This window comes from Aliamphritea ceti (assembly GCF_024347215.1).
GTDB classification, from domain to species: Bacteria; Pseudomonadota; Gammaproteobacteria; order Pseudomonadales; family Balneatricaceae; genus Amphritea; species Amphritea ceti.
In genome coordinates this window covers 3,021,290-3,040,545 of the sequence record NZ_AP025282.1, presented here as the reverse complement: position 1 = coordinate 3,040,545, position 19,256 = coordinate 3,021,290, and the positions used below count along the sequence as shown (strand labels likewise).

Annotated in this window: 15 protein-coding genes and 1 riboswitch; of the genes, 4 read left to right on the top strand and 11 right to left on the bottom strand. The window is 48.2% G+C overall.

Features of this window, described 5'->3' with window-relative positions:
• Positions 1–30 precede the first annotated feature (30 nt).
• The 11 genes from OCU49_RS13960 to OCU49_RS13910 form a co-directional block, all read right to left on the bottom strand.
• Complete coding sequence (locus OCU49_RS13960) at positions 31–1,458, bottom strand: APC family permease (protein ID WP_261841178.1); 1,428 nt, start codon at positions 1,456–1,458, stop codon at positions 31–33.
• Between the two features lie 131 nt (positions 1,459–1,589).
• A complete protein-coding gene (argE, locus tag OCU49_RS13955; protein WP_261841177.1) occupies positions 1,590–2,768 on the bottom strand; it encodes an acetylornithine deacetylase in 1,179 nt (392 codons plus the stop codon).
• A 487-nt stretch (positions 2,769–3,255) separates the two neighbouring features.
• Positions 3,256–4,197 carry an electron transfer flavoprotein subunit alpha/FixB family protein gene (locus OCU49_RS13950; RefSeq protein WP_261841176.1) on the bottom strand — a complete coding sequence of 314 codons (942 nt, stop codon included), beginning with the start codon at positions 4,195–4,197 and terminating at the stop codon, positions 3,256–3,258.
• Positions 4,197–4,943 (bottom strand): electron transfer flavoprotein subunit beta/FixA family protein, encoded by a 747-nt coding sequence (locus OCU49_RS13945; RefSeq protein WP_261841175.1) that lies wholly within the window; start codon positions 4,941–4,943, stop codon positions 4,197–4,199. Before OCU49_RS13945 ends, OCU49_RS13950 begins: the two co-directional genes overlap by 1 nt.
• 59 nt (positions 4,944–5,002) lie before the next feature.
• Entirely contained in the window at positions 5,003–6,175 is a 1,173-nt protein-coding gene (locus OCU49_RS13940) for an MFS transporter (protein WP_261841174.1), read from the bottom strand.
• Between the two features lie 72 nt (positions 6,176–6,247).
• The gene (locus OCU49_RS13935) at positions 6,248–8,314 is read right to left on the bottom strand and encodes an oxidoreductase (protein WP_261841173.1); all 2,067 of its coding nucleotides are present in this window, start codon (positions 8,312–8,314) and stop codon (positions 6,248–6,250) included.
• Between the two features lie 41 nt (positions 8,315–8,355).
• On the bottom strand, positions 8,356–8,715 hold the full coding sequence (locus OCU49_RS13930; protein ID WP_261841172.1) for a cupin domain-containing protein: 360 nt from the start codon (positions 8,713–8,715) through the stop codon (positions 8,356–8,358).
• 185 nt (positions 8,716–8,900) lie between these two features.
• Entirely contained in the window at positions 8,901–9,686 is a 786-nt protein-coding gene (locus OCU49_RS13925; RefSeq protein ID WP_261841171.1) for a helix-turn-helix domain-containing protein, read from the bottom strand.
• 147 nt (positions 9,687–9,833) lie between these two features.
• Entirely contained in the window at positions 9,834–10,505 is a 672-nt protein-coding gene (locus OCU49_RS13920; protein WP_261841170.1) for a DUF1028 domain-containing protein, read from the bottom strand.
• Positions 10,506–10,612: 107 nt separating this feature from the next.
• A complete protein-coding gene (locus OCU49_RS13915) occupies positions 10,613–11,032 on the bottom strand; it encodes a RidA family protein (RefSeq protein ID WP_261841169.1) in 420 nt (139 codons plus the stop codon).
• 79 nt (positions 11,033–11,111) lie between these two features.
• Entirely contained in the window at positions 11,112–12,371 is a 1,260-nt protein-coding gene (locus OCU49_RS13910) for a flavin-containing monooxygenase (protein ID WP_261841168.1), read from the bottom strand.
• Between the two features lie 814 nt (positions 12,372–13,185).
• Between OCU49_RS13910 and OCU49_RS13905 the strand changes: the two genes are divergently transcribed.
• From OCU49_RS13905 to OCU49_RS13890, 4 genes are all read left to right on the top strand, one after another.
• Complete coding sequence (locus tag OCU49_RS13905; RefSeq protein ID WP_261841167.1) at positions 13,186–14,718, top strand: response regulator; 1,533 nt, start codon at positions 13,186–13,188, stop codon at positions 14,716–14,718.
• Between the two features lie 27 nt (positions 14,719–14,745).
• Positions 14,746–16,074 (top strand): sensor histidine kinase, encoded by a 1,329-nt coding sequence (locus OCU49_RS13900; protein WP_261841166.1) that lies wholly within the window; start codon positions 14,746–14,748, stop codon positions 16,072–16,074.
• A gap of 102 nt (positions 16,075–16,176) precedes the next feature.
• Complete coding sequence (locus OCU49_RS13895) at positions 16,177–17,565, top strand: MATE family efflux transporter (protein WP_261841165.1); 1,389 nt, start codon at positions 16,177–16,179, stop codon at positions 17,563–17,565.
• Between the two features lie 194 nt (positions 17,566–17,759).
• Positions 17,760–17,904, top strand: a riboswitch (cobalamin riboswitch).
• Between the two features lie 151 nt (positions 17,905–18,055).
• On the top strand, positions 18,056–19,231 hold the full coding sequence (locus tag OCU49_RS13890; protein WP_261841164.1) for an SRPBCC family protein: 1,176 nt from the start codon (positions 18,056–18,058) through the stop codon (positions 19,229–19,231).
• Positions 19,232–19,256: the final 25 nt, after the last annotated feature.

The window sequence follows — 19,256 nt, the reverse complement described above, 5'->3', positions numbered from 1 at the left end:
TTTTGGTGTTACTAAGTCAGACCAGAGCTGTTATTCAGCGTCCAGTGCTTTTTCAATAGGTTCAGGCTCGAAGAGGTTTTTCTTCATCACCACTTTCACCCAAAACACACCAATCACCGATACGATAGCCAGCACAGCACCAGCTGCTCCGAAGATCTGATTACTCAGTTCAGGAGCCGGTGATGCGTAGATCACCGCGTAGATCATACCTGCAATACCGATAATCTGTGGCAGCGGGTAGAAAGGTGTCTTATAAGGGCGTTTCATATCCGGGTAGCGTTTACGCAGTGCGATAACGTTAATGTGGGTAATGATGTAAGCCAGCAACCATGCAATAGCAGCGGAGATTAGTAACAGACCAATGGCATCCGGGTTGTCACCCATTACCAGCATTGGAATGCCCGTTACAGCAGCAACAAATACCACCGCAACCCAAGGGGTTTTAGTCGTTTTAGTCAGTTTTTTGAACTGTGGGAACGCCTGGCCATTTTGTGCCATACCGTAAAGCATACGTGGAATAGCAGCCAGGGAAGTGTTAACCGTAGAACAGGTGGCAGTAACAGCTGCAACGGCCAGGAAAGTTAAACCTACATCGCCGAATACTGCTTTGAAGTAGTCGTAATGTGGTAACGGAGAACCCGCCAGGTCATCTGCTGGAATGTACAGCAGGGCACCCAGACAGTAGATAGCGATAGTACCGAAAATAACGGTAACGCCGATAATCATAGAACGAGGAATGTTACGCTCAGGATTTTTGGATTCTTCCACCAGCGGGCAAACAAATTCCGCGCCTACGTAACCCCAGATTGCCAGTGCAACCAGTGTAATTACTTCTGCACCCAATGGGTTCCAGGTAGATGTCAGATCAATATCAGCAGGCTGTGGATTAGCAAAACCGGATACTGCTGTCAGGCCAAGTACCAGCAAAACAACAACCATGACAAACGCAAGTACTGACTGTAGCTTGGCAAATACATCAATGCCCATCAGGTTCAGTGCGGTAAAGATAGCCAGTAAGCCAAAGCCTACGGTGTACTGCGGGAAAGCACCCGGATAAATTTTGTCGATAATAAAGTCGACCAGTAACAGCTCAGCCGAAAGGGCAAACATTGCCACCACGACATAGCCGGAGAAGACCGCAAGAATAGCGGGGAAATGGCCAATAGCCACCTCAGTATAACTACTGAGACTGCCCGCACGGGGAATCATCAGTGATAGTTCAGAGAATGAATAGACATAGGTCAGGGCCAGAATATAACCGATGGCCAGTGGGACAATAAAGCCCAGACCCGCGATGCCAGCACCCTGTAGCATCAGAACCATAACACCCTGGGATACAACCAGACCAACGGCAACGGCTAATAGTGAGCCTAAACCGAGAACTCTGCTGAACCCCTTGCTGGCACTTCTCTGGGAAGCATCAGCGCCGCCTGAGGCGTAGGTAGAATTGTCAGACATTTTTTACTCCTGGTTTATTATATTTTTGATATCAGGTTGGTCTTATTCAAGTATAAGACCGGACGGTACAACGGGTAAGACTTCCTCCACAATTTGCGATGTGCGCATCTTGTTAAAACCTGGCTGGCGACTCATGCGCTTAGCTGGGTAATCAAGCGGTCCATGAAGGCATCGCACTGGTTAATTTGATCAATATGAATAAATTCATCCGGCTTGTGGCCCTGATCCATGCTGCCCGGGCCGCAGACGACGGTTGGAATGCCCAGAGCTTTGCTGAACAGGCCACCTTCGGTGCCGAAGTTGATATGTTTTTTTGCCAGCGGCTGGGCAAGGTTTTTAACGAAGGCAATTACTTCGCTATCGCTGGCGGTACTTAACCCTGGGTATTCGGTCGTGATATTGATTTCAATGCGGCAATCCGAATCAACAGTGCGCATTTCTTCAGTCAGTTTGTCGGCATAACCTTGCAGGCGTTCGAGCAGACCGCGGGGATCTTCTGCAGCAACGTTGCGGAATTCAAAAATGAACTCGCATAAATTAGGCACGATATTTACAACGGTGCCGCCATGCACAACACCTGTATGTACTGTGGTGTAAGAAATGTCGTAGCCGTCTTCAAAGGGGCCCAGAGTTTGCTTTTCATGGGCCAGCTGTTCCAGCCAGGTAATCATGCGGGCGGCGTAGTTCACGGCGTTAACACCGTATGGTGCCATGCCGGAATGGCATTCTTTGCCGTAGACACTGACTTTTGCCGCCAACTTGCCTTTGTGCGCGGTAACAACTTGCATTTCAGTGGGTTCACCGATGATGCAAATTGCAGGTTTAACCGGGTGGCTTTTCAGAGTGTCGATCATACGACGTACACCAACACAGCCGATTTCTTCGTCGTAAGAGAATGCCAGGTGAATCGGCAGCTGCAGGTCAGCTGCCTGCATTGCAGGTACTGCTGCCAGTGCTGATGCTATGAAGGTTTTCATATCACTGGTGCCACGGCCGTAGTAGCGGCCATTAGCTTCGCTTAGCTGGTAAGGCTCACAGGTCCAGTTTTGACCGGTGACCGGAACAGTATCCGTATGGCCGGACAGCATTACGCCAGCTTTAGTGGCAACCTGTTGCTGGTTTTTGCCCGAACCGGCGATAGTCGCGTAAAGATTCGCTTTGCCGCCGGCTTCATCATAAATGAGCTGGCTGTCTACACTGTTGCTGTTCAGGAATTCCTGCACATAGGCCATCAGCTCCAGATTGGAATTACAGCTGGTGGTATCGAAGCTGATCAGATCTTTCAGCAGTTGCAGGGTGGTATGAGCCATGTTGATTCCTGAAGCTTTGTTATTATCCGGCAGTGCGCTGTTGCGCTTGCCATTATTTTCATGTCGCCGGATGACCAACTGAAACTGCGCCGTGAAGAACAGTTGCAGTGCTGGGGAGCAATGGCCAGCTGACGATAATTTCAGAATATGCGCTTGTTCTTCATCATTAAAATATTTTTATTTTTTGATTTGGATCAAAAAAACTTATTTAGAATGAATGTGTGGGATAAATCGGTGTAGGAATTGCAAAAAAAACGGCAAAGGTACGGGTGTACCTTTGCCAAAAAGATATGCCTTAAAATGTCCGACAGATGAATACGCTAAATCATCCAAAAGGCATATCGGAGCGTTTTGTATTCGATGTGTGACTGGTTAGATCAATTTGGGAACCGAGACAGTTCTGTTATCAGTTTTTAGGTTAAGTTCTTAGATGAGCTCTTAAGTTAAGTTCTTAGGTGGGCTCTTAAGTAGGCTCTCACATAAGTCCTCATTTAAGCTCTGAAGTCAGTTCTGACACGACTTCAAACAGGTCCGCAACCAGCCCATAGTCTGCCACTGAGAAAATAGGTGCTTCTTCATCTGTATTAATCGCGACAATTGTTTTGGAATCTTTCATCCCTGCCAGATGCTGAATTGCTCCGGATATACCGACGGCAATATAGAGCTCAGGTGCAACTATTTTCCCGGTTTGACCTACCTGCATATCGTTTGGAACATATCCGGCATCAACCGCTGCACGGGACGCTCCTATAGCGGCCCCCAGCTTGTCCGCCAGAGGGTCCAGTAAGGCAAAGTTCTCCTTACTACCCATGCCACGGCCACCTGAGATGACTATGCGGGCGGAGGTAAGTTCTGGTCGCTCTGAGTGCGACAGGCGGTTTTCGATAAAGCGTATTTTATTGGTGCTGAAACATAAATCAGTGCTGCTGATGTTAGCCTGACCATCATTTTGTGCGGCAGGGAAACCGGTCGTTCTGACCGTGATTACCTGAGTTTTCTCATTGCTTTGAACGGTTGCCAGGGCGTTACCTGCATAGATTGGACGTTGATAAGTATCCGCACTGATAACCTGATTAATGTCTGAAATCTGAGTTACATCCAGTAGCGCAGCCACTTGCGGTAACGTAGATTTTGCCTGGCTGGTAGCTGCCGCAATGATATGGCTGTAATCACTGGCCAGGGCGACGATCAGCTTGCTGATATTCTCTGCCAATTGTTGTGCATATTCTGGCTGATCAGCACAGATTACCTGGTGAATACCACTGATAGTTGACGCTGTTTCTGAAACCGCTGTGCACTGATAACCTGCAACGAGCAACTGGATTTCAGCACCATGTGTTGCGGCAATGTCACAGGCGGCGCTTACTGCATGCAGGGTTGCGGGTTTTAGTTCGTTATTGTCATGTTCCGCTATAACCAGAATTGTCATCAGATTACCTTCGCTTCATGGGTGAGTTTATCGAGCAGTTCTTTCGCTGATGTCACTTTAATACCGGCCTGTCGTTCTGTAGGGGAATCCACTCGCAGGGTTTTTAGTGAGTTTTTAAAATTAACGCCTAAGCTTGCAGCATCGGTTTCAGTTAGCGGTTTACGCTTGGCTTTCATGATGTTCGGCAGGGAAGCATAACGGGGTTCGTTAAGGCGTAGGTCGGTGGTGATTAGTGCGGGTAAGTCCAGATTCAGTACCTGAATGCCGTCATCGATTTCGCAGTTGACGGTTACAGTGTCCGCCTGCAGGTCTATTTCTGAGGCGAAGGCTGCCTGAGGCATATCTGTAAGAGCTGCAAGCATTTGGCCGGTTTGATTGTTATCAGCGTCAACAGACTGTTTTCCGAGTATTACCAGGCCAGGTTGTTCCTGATCCACGACAGCTTTGAGTAGTTTAGCTACATCCAAGCTGTTTTCTGGCGTTGCATTAATGTGAATAGCCCGGTCTGCGCCCAGTGCCAGGGCGGTACGAAGCTGTTCCTGACATTCTTTAGCGCCGATAGAAACAACGATGATTTCTTCTGCCTGCTGCTTTTCTTTCAGCTGAATGGCGGCTTCTACAGCTATTTCACAGAATGGATTGAGGGCCATTTTTACATTACTCAGATCTACATCTGAGTTATCTGTCATGACCCGGACTTTGACATTTGGGTCAATTACCCGTTTAACGGGGACAATAATTTTCATAATCAGATTTCCTTGCAGGTATAACCTCGCACCGGTGATGAGCCGGTGCGGCTCTGAAATTAATTGATTGGTTGGCTGCTAGCTGTTGGTTCAGCTGTGTTACCTAATGCTTTTAGCAACGGCAGTATTAGCAGGAAGCCAACTGCAACAAAGGCTGTTGCAACGCCCGCCAGAATGCCGTAACCGTTTTCTCCGATCAGGCTGGCTGCAATGAATGGACCAAAGGCTAGACCTGCACCGATGGCTGCGTTACCCATTGCCAGGGTGCGGCCAGAGCTGTCAACGGCTGCACAGGCACCTACCAGATATGGCAGCAGGAAGCTCCAAAGGCCGAAGTACAGGCAGCATGCAGCTGCATAGAGGCTAAAGTCCATTTGGTCGGCAGACAGCAGGTAGAACGAAGCGATACAGCCACAAGCCCCCAGCAAAGCAGGAATCAGACGGCCAAACTTTGCACCCAGTTTTGCTGCAAGGCCACCGCCGATCAGACCAGCAATAGACATCGCTGAGAAGGCAGTACCGATTTCATCTGGGCTGAGGCCTGCTTCGTTACCTATCCGTTCCAGGTAGGTGTATTCAGCCATGAGTCCGATGTACACCAGTAAAATGGCAGCCACTCCGGCAATCGCTTTGCCGACCATGCTTTTATCAATTCCCTGACGGCTGTTGCCTTGTTGCAAGGCCTGTTCAGGGACCAGTCGGATCAGTAGGGTGCCTAACACTAGCAATACTGTCAGTACGATAAAGCCGCCGTTTACACTGATGTCCCAGAAATACTGGAACCCGACGAAACCAAAAGCGGCTTGGAAGACCAGCCACCAACCATAAGCTGAATCCGGATCACGCATCTGACCGATAGCAGCAAAGGTTACTGCAGTTAGGACACCGCCGCCCAGACCTGAGATAAAACGGATGATCAGCAAGGTTTCGTAGTCAGTAATTGTGCCGGATATTCCGTTGGCGATAGCCATCAGAATGATGCAACCCAGCGTCAGGGTGCGCCAGTTGAGTTTATGGATAAAGAAGAAAGAGACGACAGTGCCTATGGTATAGCCAAGCATATCTGCAGTGGCGACAAAGCCGGCCTGTTGAGCGGTCATACCGAGATGTTCTACCATACCGCCGACCAGCATTGGCAGGAAAATAATAACCAGCGCTGGCAGAGTACAGAGGTACACATTAGCAAAAATTACCTGCCAGCGATTGATATCGAGAGGGGATGTGTTGGTCATGAGTTGACTCCGGTTTTGTTATTGTTGTTTGTACAGCAACTGTTTCGATTGAGTTGAATGCGTTGCAATGCATTAACTGGTATGAATTAGCTTTACCCGTTCCCGTTTGTATGGGATTTCCTGAGGTTCTGTTTCCAGCAGGCGGGCATAGCGGTGTCCCGCGTATACAGCTGCTGCAATGGTGGAAGGAGCTTCACCGTCACCGGCCTGACTGACGCTGAGAATGCCTGCGTTCTGCAAAGCTTCCGGTTCACTGACGAGTTTTTGATACAGCTCATCGTTTGCCTGACGAGAGGTCACCATCACGACAGAAAGACAGCCAATTTGCTCAGTATTACCAGTCGTTAGGCAGCTGATGGTCACGTCGCTATCGCTTATCAGGTCGAGACTGTGCTGAGTAATTAGCCGTACACCGGCATTCATCAGGCGTGCCTGAATCCGATGTTGTTCCATGGTTTTTTCCGTCCAGATAGAGACCAGTGCGGCAGGAGTTACCAGTGCTACCTGATGACCTTCTGCCGCCAGCTTCTCAGCGATCACACCACCCATGTAGTAATGATCGTCGTCAAAGATAACGATCGGTCCGCTGATTTCCGCGTCATTCATGATGTCATCGGGAGTGAACACATTGTCCTGTTCTGAACCGGGTACCGGTTTGTAATGATGCCGGCCGATGCCATCTTTGCGCCAGTGAGCGCCGGTGGCGAGCAGCACATGATCAAAACCAAACTCCAGTACTTCTTCAGCGCTCAAGGGGCTGTCCATATAGATATTGACGTTAGCCATCTGCTTCAGCAGCAGTTCACGATAGTCTTTGACCCGAATCCATTCCGACAGACCTGGTAACTTGGCTTCTTTTTCCACCCGGCCACCCAGTTCGGTACCGGCTTCAGCCAGGGTTACATCGTAACCGCGTCGGGCCAGTTGGTAACTGGCTTCTAAACCCGTAGGGCCGGAGCCGACGACCAGCACGGAGGCATCGGTTTGTTTGGGTGCTATCTGTTCGGGATGCCAATCTTTACGCCATTCTTCACCGATTGTCGGATTTTGAGTGCATCGAATAGTGGTGTAGGTCAGATCTCCACTTACACAGATATTGCAGCCAATACATTCACGCACTTCATCCAGATTATTCCGATCTACCTTATTGGGTAAGAAAGGATCTGCAATTGACGGGCGGGCTGCGCCGACAAAGTCGACAATGCCCTGTTTAACAATGCTTACCATGCTGTCTGGGGAAGTGAAGCGGCCAACCCCTACAACGGGTTTGCTAGTGAGTTGTTTGACTTCACTGATGTATTCCGTCTGATAGCCTTCACTGGAGAAACGGGACGACACCGAATCGTTGGTCCAGTCGCTGAGATTAACGTCCCACAGATCAGGCATTTCTCCCAGATATTCAATGACCGCACGGCCTTCTTCTTTCGCGGTAATTCCATCAGGGCCAAGCAACTCTTCTATGCCGAAGCGTACTGCTACAGCACAGGTATCACCGATGGCATCTTTGGTCACCTCGATCATTTCTTTGAGCAGACGCGCTCTGTTTTCAAAGCTTCCGCCGTACTCATCAGTTCGGCGGTTGTAACGTCGTGACAGGAATTGTTGGGGGATTCCCATACCGTGCCCTGCATATATGTACACGACATCATAGCCAGCTTTTTTAGAGCGAATTGCGGCGTTGCGCTGCCAGCGCAACAGGTCGCGAATATCACTTTTAGACATGGTGCGGGACTGAACCGGGTAGTATTCGTTGAAGACGTTACCGGAAGGGCCTAGAGGAACTTCACGGCTGACAATGTTAGATGAATTCAGGCCATTGTGGCCGATTTCAATTCCTGCCAATGCATCATGGGCTTTAATTTTTTCGACGATATTCTGGTGGTAGCTGATGTCTGTATCATCCATCATGCGGGGCATAATGTAAGGGAGAATATCCGTACTCGGGTGAATTTCAGCCAGTTCAACGCAAACTGTACCCCAGCCTCCGGCGGCTTTGGTACCACGGAATTCGGCAGATGCTTGCGGATAGTAGTCACCCATACCTGCGGCATGAGGCACGGCATAGAAACGGTTTTTGGCAGTGACCGGTCCGATAGTGACCGGCTCAAAGAGAATGTCGTAACGAGGATCTCTGGACATTTTGCTCTCCTGTTATTGTTATGTTGGAGACAAGGTGAGGCTTAGCAGTACAGAACGAAGTACTTTTTGAACTGGCTGGTCATATTCCAGGTCAGACGGGTTCCTTTTTTAATGGCAAAGCTGTCACCAACTTCATATCGCTCGGTGTTGCCATCGACAGTGATTTCAACAGCGCCTTCCATTACCCGACAATATTCATCACCGGGATAGGCTGCGATTTCTTCGCAACAAGGGCTGCATTCCCATACTCCGATGGAAAACTTTTCATCGTTACTGATAAGAAAGGTTTGGGCGCTTTCAACGGCAGTTCCGGATGTCAGGTTTTCCGCGGTAACATAATCGGAAGGTTCCAGTGTCTGACCGTTAATACCGTTAGGATCAAGTTTGAAAACGTTGCTCATGATTGGCTCGCTTGTCTGTTGCAGTGAATGAAGCGGACCTTATGTTTTTAGATAGTGTCCGCAGATCGAAATGCTGATCTGTTGTCATTCAAACAGAGGCGAAGGGAATAAACTTCCCAGCGTATAAACTGGGAAAAATTAACAGTGGTAATCAGTGATGGTGTTTTGAGGGCTTTTAGATGGGACTAACAATAACGCTTGCGGTATTGCACCGGCGTCATTTTTACATGCTGCTGGAACGCGCGGTAGAAAGCCGAAACGGAACCAAAACCGGAGTTGAAGGCGATGTCCAGGGTTGAGGTCTGTGGATCAGTTTCCTGAAGTAACTGTTTAGCTTTTTCGATACGGTAATGGTTGAGCAGCTCGTAATAACTGAAACCAAACTGGCTGTTAATGACCTGTGATAAGTGATTACTGGAAAGGTTCAGTTCATCGGCCAGCTCTGCGAGAGTCAGGTTATTATTAAGATATAGCTGTTGGTGCTGCATCAACTGGTTGAGTTGCTGTTGATAACTGCGCAGCTCCTGTTCAGAAAGCCCTGATTTTTGATAATGCTTTCTGGCAGCTATAGCTGATACGTGAGTGGTTTGCAGGAAAGGGCTCAGATCGAAGTAGACATGGGTAGAAAGTAACTGGCCATGATCGTGAACGATATAGTCCAAGCCGCAGATTGTATCAATACTGCCTGCGTCGATTTGTGGGCAGAGGCGATTAAGTTCTTTACCTGTGGCACGCCACTGAATTGCGGCCCGGCCGTTGCCGGTAATTCCACCGTCAAGAAGTTCAAAGCTGACATCAGGGCAAAGAAGGATGATTTTCTCAACATAGTCACCCACCATCTGCCCTTGTACCTGTTGTAGCAGGCCAGAGTCTACATAGGTTGCATCTTTGTTAAAAAAACTTAGTACCCGATCAGGATCATGGCTGTTCCAAGCCTGTAAATAACGGTTGGCAAGCGAAGTCTTTGGCATAAGCAGTACGTCATCTTTTGTTGTTATTCTTACTTATCTGGCTGTGTTACATGCAATAAGAAGTATAGATTACCTGCGTTTAGCGGTGTAAGTAAAAGACCCGCGGGCCTGATATGGGCGGGCGGGTCCGGAATGGATGCTGAGGCGTTATTCGTCGCCCGGTACACCATATGATTCTGCGTTTGCCGGATCTTTAGCGCGGGTAATATATGCATCCATCTGTGGCTGATAGTTGTTCAGTACCATACGTAATTCACTGATAGGTGAAACGTGCCAGTCGACTCTTAAGTCGACAATAGGCCAGTTTGGCTCACCGTATACCAGTAAGCCTGCTGAATGCTCTGGTCCCAGCTCTCCACCGGCAGCCAGACCTGCTTCAAGCGCTGCGAGCAGGCGGTCTGCAAGGTCACCACTACTGTTTTCGAAATGCTCAACCATGGCTTTAGGCACGTCTGTATTTGCTAACAGATTGCCCATGGCAATACAGTTAGTGCCTTCGCTGGTGGCATAAATACCCAGTGCTTCGGAACCGCTGAATGTACTGCCATTGCCGTCTTTATCCAGCACGCCCAGTTGGCGCCACTGCACATGGGGCTCGGCTTGCTGAAGTTTTTCCATGACCGCTTCGGCATTGTGTCCTTCCGCAAGTAAGTCCAGTGCCATTGGGCCCAGGTCAGGGTTGGTAATGTTCTGAGTGAGTGCTACACCTGTACCGCTACGGGCAAAGGCACACCGGCTGGTGACACAAATGCTCGAAGAGGTGATTGCACAGCCGACCATGCCGGTATCAGGACAAATTCCTGCAACTGAAAATGTCATATTGTTATCCTGTTCTGCGGTTGTGAAAATGCCCGCGTCATTTCGGAGGCGGGCTATGGTTCAATTCATTGAGCTGAAGCATGCTTACAAAAAGTTCTGCGCAGCTATCAGGCTTCATCGTCCGGAATGACGGCGATGATATCGATTTCCATCAACCATTCTGGTTGTGCCAGCGCCTGAACAACCAGGCCAGTTGAGATTGGATATACACCTTTGAACCACTTACCGGTTTCTTTATAAACCGCTTCACGAAAGCGGGGGTCGGTAATATAAGTCGTTGTTTTAACAACGTGGCTCATATCTGAACCGGCTTCTTCCAGTAATTGCTTAACGTTTTTCATTGCCTGTTCGGTTTGGGCAGCGGGATCGCCCAGGCCAACCAGGTTGCCGTCGAAATCTGTACCTACCTGTCCACGGACATAAACGGTGTTGCCGGCACGTACTGCCTGGCAAAGGTCGTTATCCAGACTCTGGTTCGGATAGGTTTCTTTAGTGTTGAACATACGGATGCGGGTATGAGTCGGCATCAACTTGCTCCAATAATTCTGAATTGCATCAGGCCAGATATAGCCGGCCTGATGGAGGTTTAACTATTTATGGTGTTACTTAGCGCTGCGAAGCATCACGGTAAGACAGGTATTTACGCTGTGTCGCGATGTGGTCGGCAATGTGCTTAGCGTCGTGCCACACACCCCAGATGAAGGTAGAGCCGCGACGTGACAACCATGGCAGGCCAACGAAGTAGATGCCCGGTTCAGTAGACACACCGCGCTGGTGAGCTGGCTTGCCTTTATCATCGAAAGCATCAACGTTCAGCCAGCTGTAATCAGTGGCGAAACCGGTTGCCCAGATAATCGAAGTAATGCCGGCTTCAGCCAGATTCAGCTCAAGAATCGGGTTGGTTACACATTCAGCATCCGGGAAGCGGGTACGGGCTTCAGGCTCTTCTGGCAGATCCAGACCGTTGCGCTCAATGTAAGCGTCGGCAGCATCCAGCAGTTCCAGATAGTTCTCATCACCACGGTTGAGGTTGTTTACCAGGTCTGTCTGGAAAGTAACGGAACCGTTATTAAATGCTTTAGTCAGGCCTACCAGTGTCATGCCTTCGTTTGCCAGGCGACGGAAGTCGACAGTCTGGCCGCCATTCGCACCACTTACAGCAATAGTGACGTGTTCGGTACCTGGCTTCATTGCTTCAGCATCCCATTCACCCAGAACGCCTAACCACCAGCAGAAGTCACGGTTACGGTATGAACGTGGTGGACGGTCATGAGGACCAACAGACAGGAATACCTTCTTACCAGAACGCTGTAATTCGTCAGCAATCTGAGCGCCGGATGAGCCTGCGCCAACAACCAGTACAGCGCCTTCAGGCAGTTGCTCAGGGTTTCTGTAAGCAGCAGAGTGAATCTGGTGAAGGTTGTCATCTTTCGGTGCAATCGGTGGAATAACAGGATGCTGGAAAGGACCCGTTGCTGACACGATACGGTTAGCAATGATGGTGCCTTCAGATGTTTCAACTGTAAAACCTGGCTGATCTGCATTACGAACAACATTCTTTACTTCAATGCCGGTACGAATTGGCGCGTTGAATTTTTTGGCATAGTCGTTGAAGTAATCGGCAACCCGTTCTTTAGGGGCAAATGCATCCGGATCTACATCTTCAAATTCCAGGCCCGGGAAGCGGTCGTGCCAGGCCGGACCGTTAGCAACCAGAGAGTCCCAGCGGGCAGAGCGCCACTTTTCGGCAATACGGTCACGTTCCAGAACCAGGTGTGGCACGTCGAGGTTGCTAAGGTGTTCACTCATGGCCACGCCGGCCTGACCGGCACCTATAACAAGCGTATCTATTTTTTCAACTGTCATGTCTGAGTCCTGTTGTTGTTATTCAGTGTATCTGCGAGGGTCCAAAATCTAATTCTCGTTCCGCACAGCAGGGCGGAACGAGAGTGGTGTGTGTGAAGCGGCATTACTCAGTGTTCGATGTTCCGGAGAAAAACACCGGGATTCTGATGATGCAGAGAACATACACAGCCCTCATGTTGTGCATTCAGACTATGAGCTTTGCTTGCATTATTAAAATATTTTTAACTTTTAGAATGGATTAAAAAAACTGATTTAGTGAGATCTTGTTACCGGAAAAAAGAGCTGCAAAATGCTTTGAATCTGCAGTAATGAAAGCCTAGTTACTAAAATGGTTAACCCTGTTTTAGTACTGACTGACAGGTAACATTCAAGGCTTGAAAAGAATGGGTCTTAGTAAGCTGTTGATTTTAATAGTTTGATTTTTAAGAGTGATTGTTGGGTTTATGTTTAAGCTGTGTACTTAGCGAAGGTTTTGCTGTGAAAGTGAACCTGAGTTTTTTCAAGATCATGATTTTGGTGTTAGGCTTTTGAATATCAAGCACTGGTTATATTTGGTGAGCTATCAGGTTTGAATCTTGTATCAGGTGAGCTGGAGTTATAGGAGGCATCTGTTAAAGGTGTCGTCATCATTCGCGTTTGTCGGCAGTTGTTAAGCTTTCGTTTGTTAAAACTGACCGTCTGGAAAAAGGGCTTGCAGTAAGCAACTGCGTTATCAGATAGCCCGGTGGATGTTGGTGTCAGGAAGACGTTACAAGTTTGCGTTAGGCCGTGTCCGCAACGACGGACATTATGCATTCAGGGGAACGATGACAATATGACACTGTTTCAGTTTAAACAGTCAGAGCAACAACCGGATAAGATACTCAATTCTACTGCTATTGATCATTGGCATGTACTGGTAGTGGACGATGAGCAGGCCATTCATGATGTTACTCAACTGGTCCTTTCTGGCATTGAAGTTTTTGGCCGTCCTTTAAAATTACATTTTGCTTATGACGCGACCGAAGCCAGGACGATGCTTCAAAATGGCACTCAGTTCGCGATGGCGTTCGTGGATGTTGTGATGGAGAGCGATAACGCCGGTCTGGAACTGGTGTCCTGGATTCGCGAACATCTGCAGAATCAGTCTATCCGAATTATATTGCGAACCGGTCAGGCAGGTATGGCACCGGAAGAAGAAGTTATTCGCAAGTACGACATCAACGATTATAAAACCAAGACTGAGTTTACCGCCCTGAAGATGACTACATCGGTTATTTCAGGTATTCGCAGTTATCGGGATATTGAAACAATTCTCCGTAGCTTGCATGAGTTTCGTAATCTTATCAGCACGTCTAACGCCATTCTTAAGTTTCAGAACCTTGAGGATTTTGCATCAGCAGCGCTGGATCATATGCTTTCACTACTGCATTTACAGGGTGCTTCCTTTTATATGGTACGCCATGAAGATGATTTCATGGGGGAAACTCAGGAAACCATTGTTGCCTGCACCGGCAGAGAAGGTGAGCGGACTCAGTGTCTTAGCACTGTACCTAACCCTGTCAGAGAACAGATCAACGCTGTTTTTCGTCTGGGGCAAAATGTTCAGACCAGTGACTACTTTGTTGCTTACTTTCAAACCTCGGAAATCACCAGTTCCGTTTTCTATGTGCAATATGCCGATAAGGGTGAGGACTTCAACGCCAGGCTGGCTGAACTGTATATCACCAATGTTGCGCTGATTCTGGAAAACCTGATTCGTAAACAACAGCTCGCAGATAACCAGCGGGAGCTGATGTATATAGTGGGAGAAGCTGTTGAAGCACGCAGTAAGGAAACCGGATCACATGTAAAACGGGTGGCTATTCTCAGCGAACTGCTGGCTCAGAAGTTAGGGCTACCAGAAAGTTTTTGTACCGCAATTAAGACTGCAGCTCCGTTGCATGATATTGGCAAAATTGCCATTCCAGACAATATTTTAGGCAAGCCCGGTAAACTTGATCCGGCTGAGTGGGCTGTGATGCAAAGTCACGCAGAAATTGGCGGCAACATGTTGGCAAAAAGTCATTTACCCGTGGCTCAGTTGGGCTCAAGAATTGCGCACTATCATCATGAAAACTGGGATGGCAGTGGTTATCCGCTGGGCTTAAAAGGCGAACAAATTCCAATTGAGGCCAGAATTATGGCGCTGGTAGATGTGTTTGATGCCCTGGGGGCGAAGCGTTGCTATAAAGATGCCTGGTTGTTAGATGATATTCGCAGTTTTATTGCAGCCAACCGCGGGATTAAGTTTGATCCGCAACTGGTGGATCTGTTTTTTGAATCTTTCGGTGAAATGGTCGCTACCCGCGATCTGTATCCGGATTAATACCTGACAGTTGTGGAGCAGTAGGTAATGGAAGATTACATTAAAGAGATCATTGAAGATGCGTCGAATGCCTATGGCGCGGATTTTCTTCAGAAGATTACCCTCAAACTGAATAAAGTGCTGAAAGCGGATTACACCTATATTGCTGAAGCAGATGAAGCATATGAAAATGCAGAGCTTGTGGTGTGGGTGGCAAAAGGTGAACTTAGTGACACCTTTTCATATCCGTTAAAAGATACACCATGCTCAGACGTTATGTGTCAGAAGGTTGCCTGCTTTCCCAGCGGTGTTGCGCAAACCTATCCGGAAGATGAGTTTCTGGCGGACCTTAATATAGAAGGCTATATCGGTACCGCTATTCGGGATTCAAAAGGCCGGATTATGGGGCTGATAGCTGCTTTATATGAGCACGATATTACTGAACAGCAGGAGTTAATATCTGGTCTGTTTCAAGTGTTTTCAGGGCGGATAGCGGCGGAGCTTGAACGTGCCAGGTTTGAGTCATCACTGGAAGGCCTGAATGAAACCCTTGAAGAACAGGTTCGTAAGCGCACGCAGGAATTGTCGTCTACTTTGGATAATCTTCAGGATGCTCAGCAGCAACTTGTTGAGTCAGAGAAAATGGCGGCATTAGGCCGACTGGTAACAGGGGTTGCCCATGAAGTTAATACTCCACTGGGAATTGCCATCACCGCGCACAGTTTTATGGCAAAGAAATTCAACGATTTCCTGCGCCAGGTTGAAGCGCAGGCACTGACGATTGAAGACATGGATAGCTACTGTTCTTCTACACGGGAGTCGTTACGGTTGCAGGAGTTTAATCTTAATCATGCTAAAAATCTGATAGACAGTTTTAAGCGTACAGCTGCGGATCAGCATGTTCTGGAAGAAGAAACCATCAACCTGAGTGATTATTATTCGGATGTGATTTCTACATTGAAAGCCGTACTCAATAAAAAACGTATCAGTCTGCATCTGGAAATACCTGCGGATCTTGAGGTACGTACCTTACCCGGTGTACATGCGCAGGTTCTGAATAATCTGATAGAGAACAGTGCCCGGCATGGCTTTGATGCGGAAGACATAAATAATCATATTCTGATCACGGGATTTAGTCATGATGACGGTACCGTACAGATTGATTATTCAGATAACGGTAAAGGTCTTGATACCGAAAGCAGGGAAAAAATATTCGAGCCGTTTTATACCACTGCCCGTAACAAAGGTGGCACGGGGCTCGGTATGTCTATTGTGTTTAACCTGATTGTACAGTCGCTGAAAGGTCAGATTGAATTACTGCCGGGAGATACCGGAGTAAGTTTTTGCTACCGCTTCAGTTCTTTTACTGAGCAATAAACTTCAAACTTAAGCTGAATGATTATTCAGCTTTTTCTGTTATGCTGATGCTCTTATTCACCGGGCAATGTATCTGTGCCGGTTTTTTTGTGGTTATGGAAAATGCATCAGAATCAATATTCCTCAGTCTCTTCTCCTTCTGCCGGTAACGAAGCGAAAGCTATTTTAAACCTTGCTGTACCACTGGCGGTTGCGCATATCGCCATGGTTGGTATGGAGGTGATCGACACTATCGTTGCCGGACAATACAGTGCACAAGATCTCGCCGGCCTGGCGATGGGCGGTAATATCTGGCTGATTCTGGTGTTGTTTATGGTGGGCGTACTGGGCGCAGTATTGCCCCGTATGGCGCGGTTCCATGGGGCAGACGATAAAGACAATGTTGTTGGAGAGATTCAGCAGGGGCTGATTTTGTCAGTCAGTCTTGGTTTCATGATGACAGCACTGAGCTGGATTATTCCGGGCTGGCTTCCGGCTCTGGGAGCAGGTGAGGCTGAAACTGCTATTGCGCAAGGCTACCTGAAAATTATTGGTTTGGGGTTTCCGGCAATAGGCGTGTTCATCGTGATTATGAACTTGCTTGAAAGCCACAGTCTGACCCGCTTTATCGCACTGAGCAGTTTGTGTATTTTGCCTCTGAATTTGTTACTTGATTACGTGTTTGTATTTGGTATCGGGCCTTTTGAAGGAATGGGTGGTGTGGGCTGTGCGATTACTTCGGCATCCTTATATGCTGTGTGGACGATTGCACTCTGTGTTTATGCGGTGAAGCATCCTAAGTTGAAAGCTTACCGTTTTTATAAACGCTGGCCGGGTATTGATGTAGCGCGTATCAAAGCAATACTTGGCCTGGGTTTGCCAATAGGTTTGATGCTGCTGGCAGAAGAGGGCTACTTCAATATATCAGCTCTACTGATTGCACCGCTGGGCGTCAGCTCTATGGGTGCACATCAGATTACTATTCAGGTGGCAGCACTGGTGCTGATGGTAGGGCTCTGTATTGGTCAGGCGACCGCCATTCGGGCTTCGCAAAGCATTGGTCGTCAGGATACTGCTGGTGTTAGTCAGCAGTTGAGTGCGGGCCTGGGAATGATTGTAGTCTTCAGCCTGGTGTCCGGTTTGCTGATTATGTTCTGGCATCAAAAGGTACCAGCATTGTTTGTACGGGATGCCACTGTTATCGCGTTATCTGCTGCTATGTTGGTGTTCGCACCGTTATTTTTCTTTTTCGATGCACTGCAAGTCTGGTGTATTCAGGTATTGCGTGGATTTCAGGATACCCGCATGCCGATGGTGATTCAGCTCACTGCGTACTGGGTAATAGGGTTTCCGCTTGGTTACAGCTTAGGCCTGACGGATATCTGGGGAGAGCAATACGGCGTGTTTGGATTTTGGGCTGGCTTTATGTGCGGTGTGTTGCTCAGTGCATTATTTCAGTCACGCCGTTTGTACCGTATGGTGCGTACTAAGGGCTGGCTGGCTGGCGCTTAAACTCTGTTATAGATTCTACCGGCACGAATATTAAGAGGCTTTTCGTTTATTCGTGCTTCCTGCTGTGTGATTTTCTTCTTTTCGCCGATCCCAATTGCGACTCTAACCCTGTTGTTATGCGACTTACGACCCTTTAAGCGGCTGTTTTGGGTCTGGAATGGTCGTTTTTGTGCAATGACCGAATATTTTTTTTGCGATACTGGCGCCACTTAGGACACGCCGCCAAAAGCGGCGGGTTGGTGAAAACAGTGAAACTCTGTTGCTATCCCCGTAACGGTGAGAACGTCTTCTGATAAAGAGTCGTTTCTAGCCCGATCCCACCTAAGTAACAAACTGGATACCAGGCATGGAGCCTGGTGAATAAGGTTGCGGTGGACAACAAAAAATGAATTGTGGCTTAGCTGCAGGGTTACCCCTTGCCGAAAGAAGCCGTCATGATTCATTCTGTTCGCCGCCTAGATGCTATTGTTTTTTTTAGTGTAGGCGCCCTATGCAACACGTACTTACTGAGCTTGCCGATAAGCCAAAGAATTTTAGTCTGGCAGGCAAATTTTATAACGACCCTGCGCTTTATCAGATGGACCTGGAAAATATCTGGTACAAAGACTGGATATTTGTCGGCCATGATTTCGAATTAGCCAATACCGGCGATTACATGACGCTCCCACTTGGTGAGCACAATGTCGTCATCATCAACCAGGGTGATTCCCTGCAAGCCTTTTATAACCGTTGTCCGGTTAGTGGTTATCCGCTGTGTAATGAAGAAAGCGGTAATCAGCAAACTTTGGGCGACAGCGGTGCAACTATCCAGTATCAGCTGGATGGTCAGTCACTGGGCGAAGAAGAAGCACAGCTACAGGCTATCGCGTTAAATTCTGTGCAGAGCTATATGTTCATCTGTCTGGCAGAAGAGCCTGAAGACTTCGCAACTTTCAGCAGTGTTGTTGAGCCATATATGGCACCGCACAGCATGGATAATCTGAAGATTGCTACTCAGTCATCCATTATCGAAGAAGGTAACTGGAAGCTGGTATTTGAGAACAACCGCGAATGTTATCACTGCCTGAGTAATCATCCTGAGCTGATCATCACCTATCCGGAAGATCCGGCAGTAACAGGTGTGAGCCCAAGTGGAGAAGTGCCTGAGATGGTGTCTGATCATTGGGAGCGTTGCGAAGCTGCAGGCTTACCGAGCCGTTTCAAAATTTCTGATAAAGGTGACTTCCGCGTTGCCCGCATGCCTCTGCTGAAAGACTTCACCAGCTACACCATGAGCGGTGCTGATGCAGTGGCCAAGCCTCTGTGTGATGAAAGCCTGCCGAATGTTGGTGCGCTGGTGCTGTTCCATTACCCGAATACCTGGAATCATTTCCTGGGCGATCATGTTATTTCTTTCCGGACGCTGCCACTGGGCCCACAAAAGACGTTGGTAACCACGCACTGGATGGTACGTGCCGACGCTGAAGAAGGCGTTGATTACAACCCGGCGGAATTACTTGAAGTATGGGAAGCCACCAATGCGCAGGATAAGCATCTGGTAGAAGAGAATCAGCGGGGTATTAATTCTCCTCTGTATGCACCAGGCCCATATTCTGTCAATCAGGAAGACGGTGTTATCCAGTTTGTTGAATGGTACACCAACACTTTGCAAGAACGTCTGAGCTAAGCAGCGCATCAGTAAGAGATATAAT

Coding starts and splice junctions, on each gene's coding strand:
- OCU49_RS13930 (WP_261841172.1), bottom strand. CDS start 8,715: ATGAGCAACGTTTTCAAACTTGATCCTAACGGTATTAACGGTCAGACA.
- argE (WP_261841177.1), bottom strand. CDS start 2,768: ATGGCTCATACCACCCTGCAACTGCTGAAAGATCTGATCAGCTTCGAT.
- OCU49_RS13915 (WP_261841169.1), bottom strand. CDS start 11,032: ATGCCGACTCATACCCGCATCCGTATGTTCAACACTAAAGAAACCTAT.
- OCU49_RS13960 (WP_261841178.1), bottom strand. CDS start 1,458: ATGTCTGACAATTCTACCTACGCCTCAGGCGGCGCTGATGCTTCCCAG.
- OCU49_RS13925 (WP_261841171.1), bottom strand. CDS start 9,686: ATGCCAAAGACTTCGCTTGCCAACCGTTATTTACAGGCTTGGAACAGC.
- OCU49_RS13890 (WP_261841164.1), top strand. CDS start 18,056: ATGCAACACGTACTTACTGAGCTTGCCGATAAGCCAAAGAATTTTAGT.
- OCU49_RS13945 (WP_261841175.1), bottom strand. CDS start 4,943: ATGAAAATTATTGTCCCCGTTAAACGGGTAATTGACCCAAATGTCAAA.
- OCU49_RS13900 (WP_261841166.1), top strand. CDS start 14,746: ATGGAAGATTACATTAAAGAGATCATTGAAGATGCGTCGAATGCCTAT.
- OCU49_RS13935 (WP_261841173.1), bottom strand. CDS start 8,314: ATGTCCAGAGATCCTCGTTACGACATTCTCTTTGAGCCGGTCACTATC.
- OCU49_RS13940 (WP_261841174.1), bottom strand. CDS start 6,175: ATGACCAACACATCCCCTCTCGATATCAATCGCTGGCAGGTAATTTTT.
- OCU49_RS13920 (WP_261841170.1), bottom strand. CDS start 10,505: ATGACATTTTCAGTTGCAGGAATTTGTCCTGATACCGGCATGGTCGGC.
- OCU49_RS13910 (WP_261841168.1), bottom strand. CDS start 12,371: ATGACAGTTGAAAAAATAGATACGCTTGTTATAGGTGCCGGTCAGGCC.
- OCU49_RS13905 (WP_261841167.1), top strand. CDS start 13,186: ATGACACTGTTTCAGTTTAAACAGTCAGAGCAACAACCGGATAAGATA.
- OCU49_RS13950 (WP_261841176.1), bottom strand. CDS start 4,197: ATGACAATTCTGGTTATAGCGGAACATGACAATAACGAACTAAAACCC.
- OCU49_RS13895 (WP_261841165.1), top strand. CDS start 16,177: ATGCATCAGAATCAATATTCCTCAGTCTCTTCTCCTTCTGCCGGTAAC.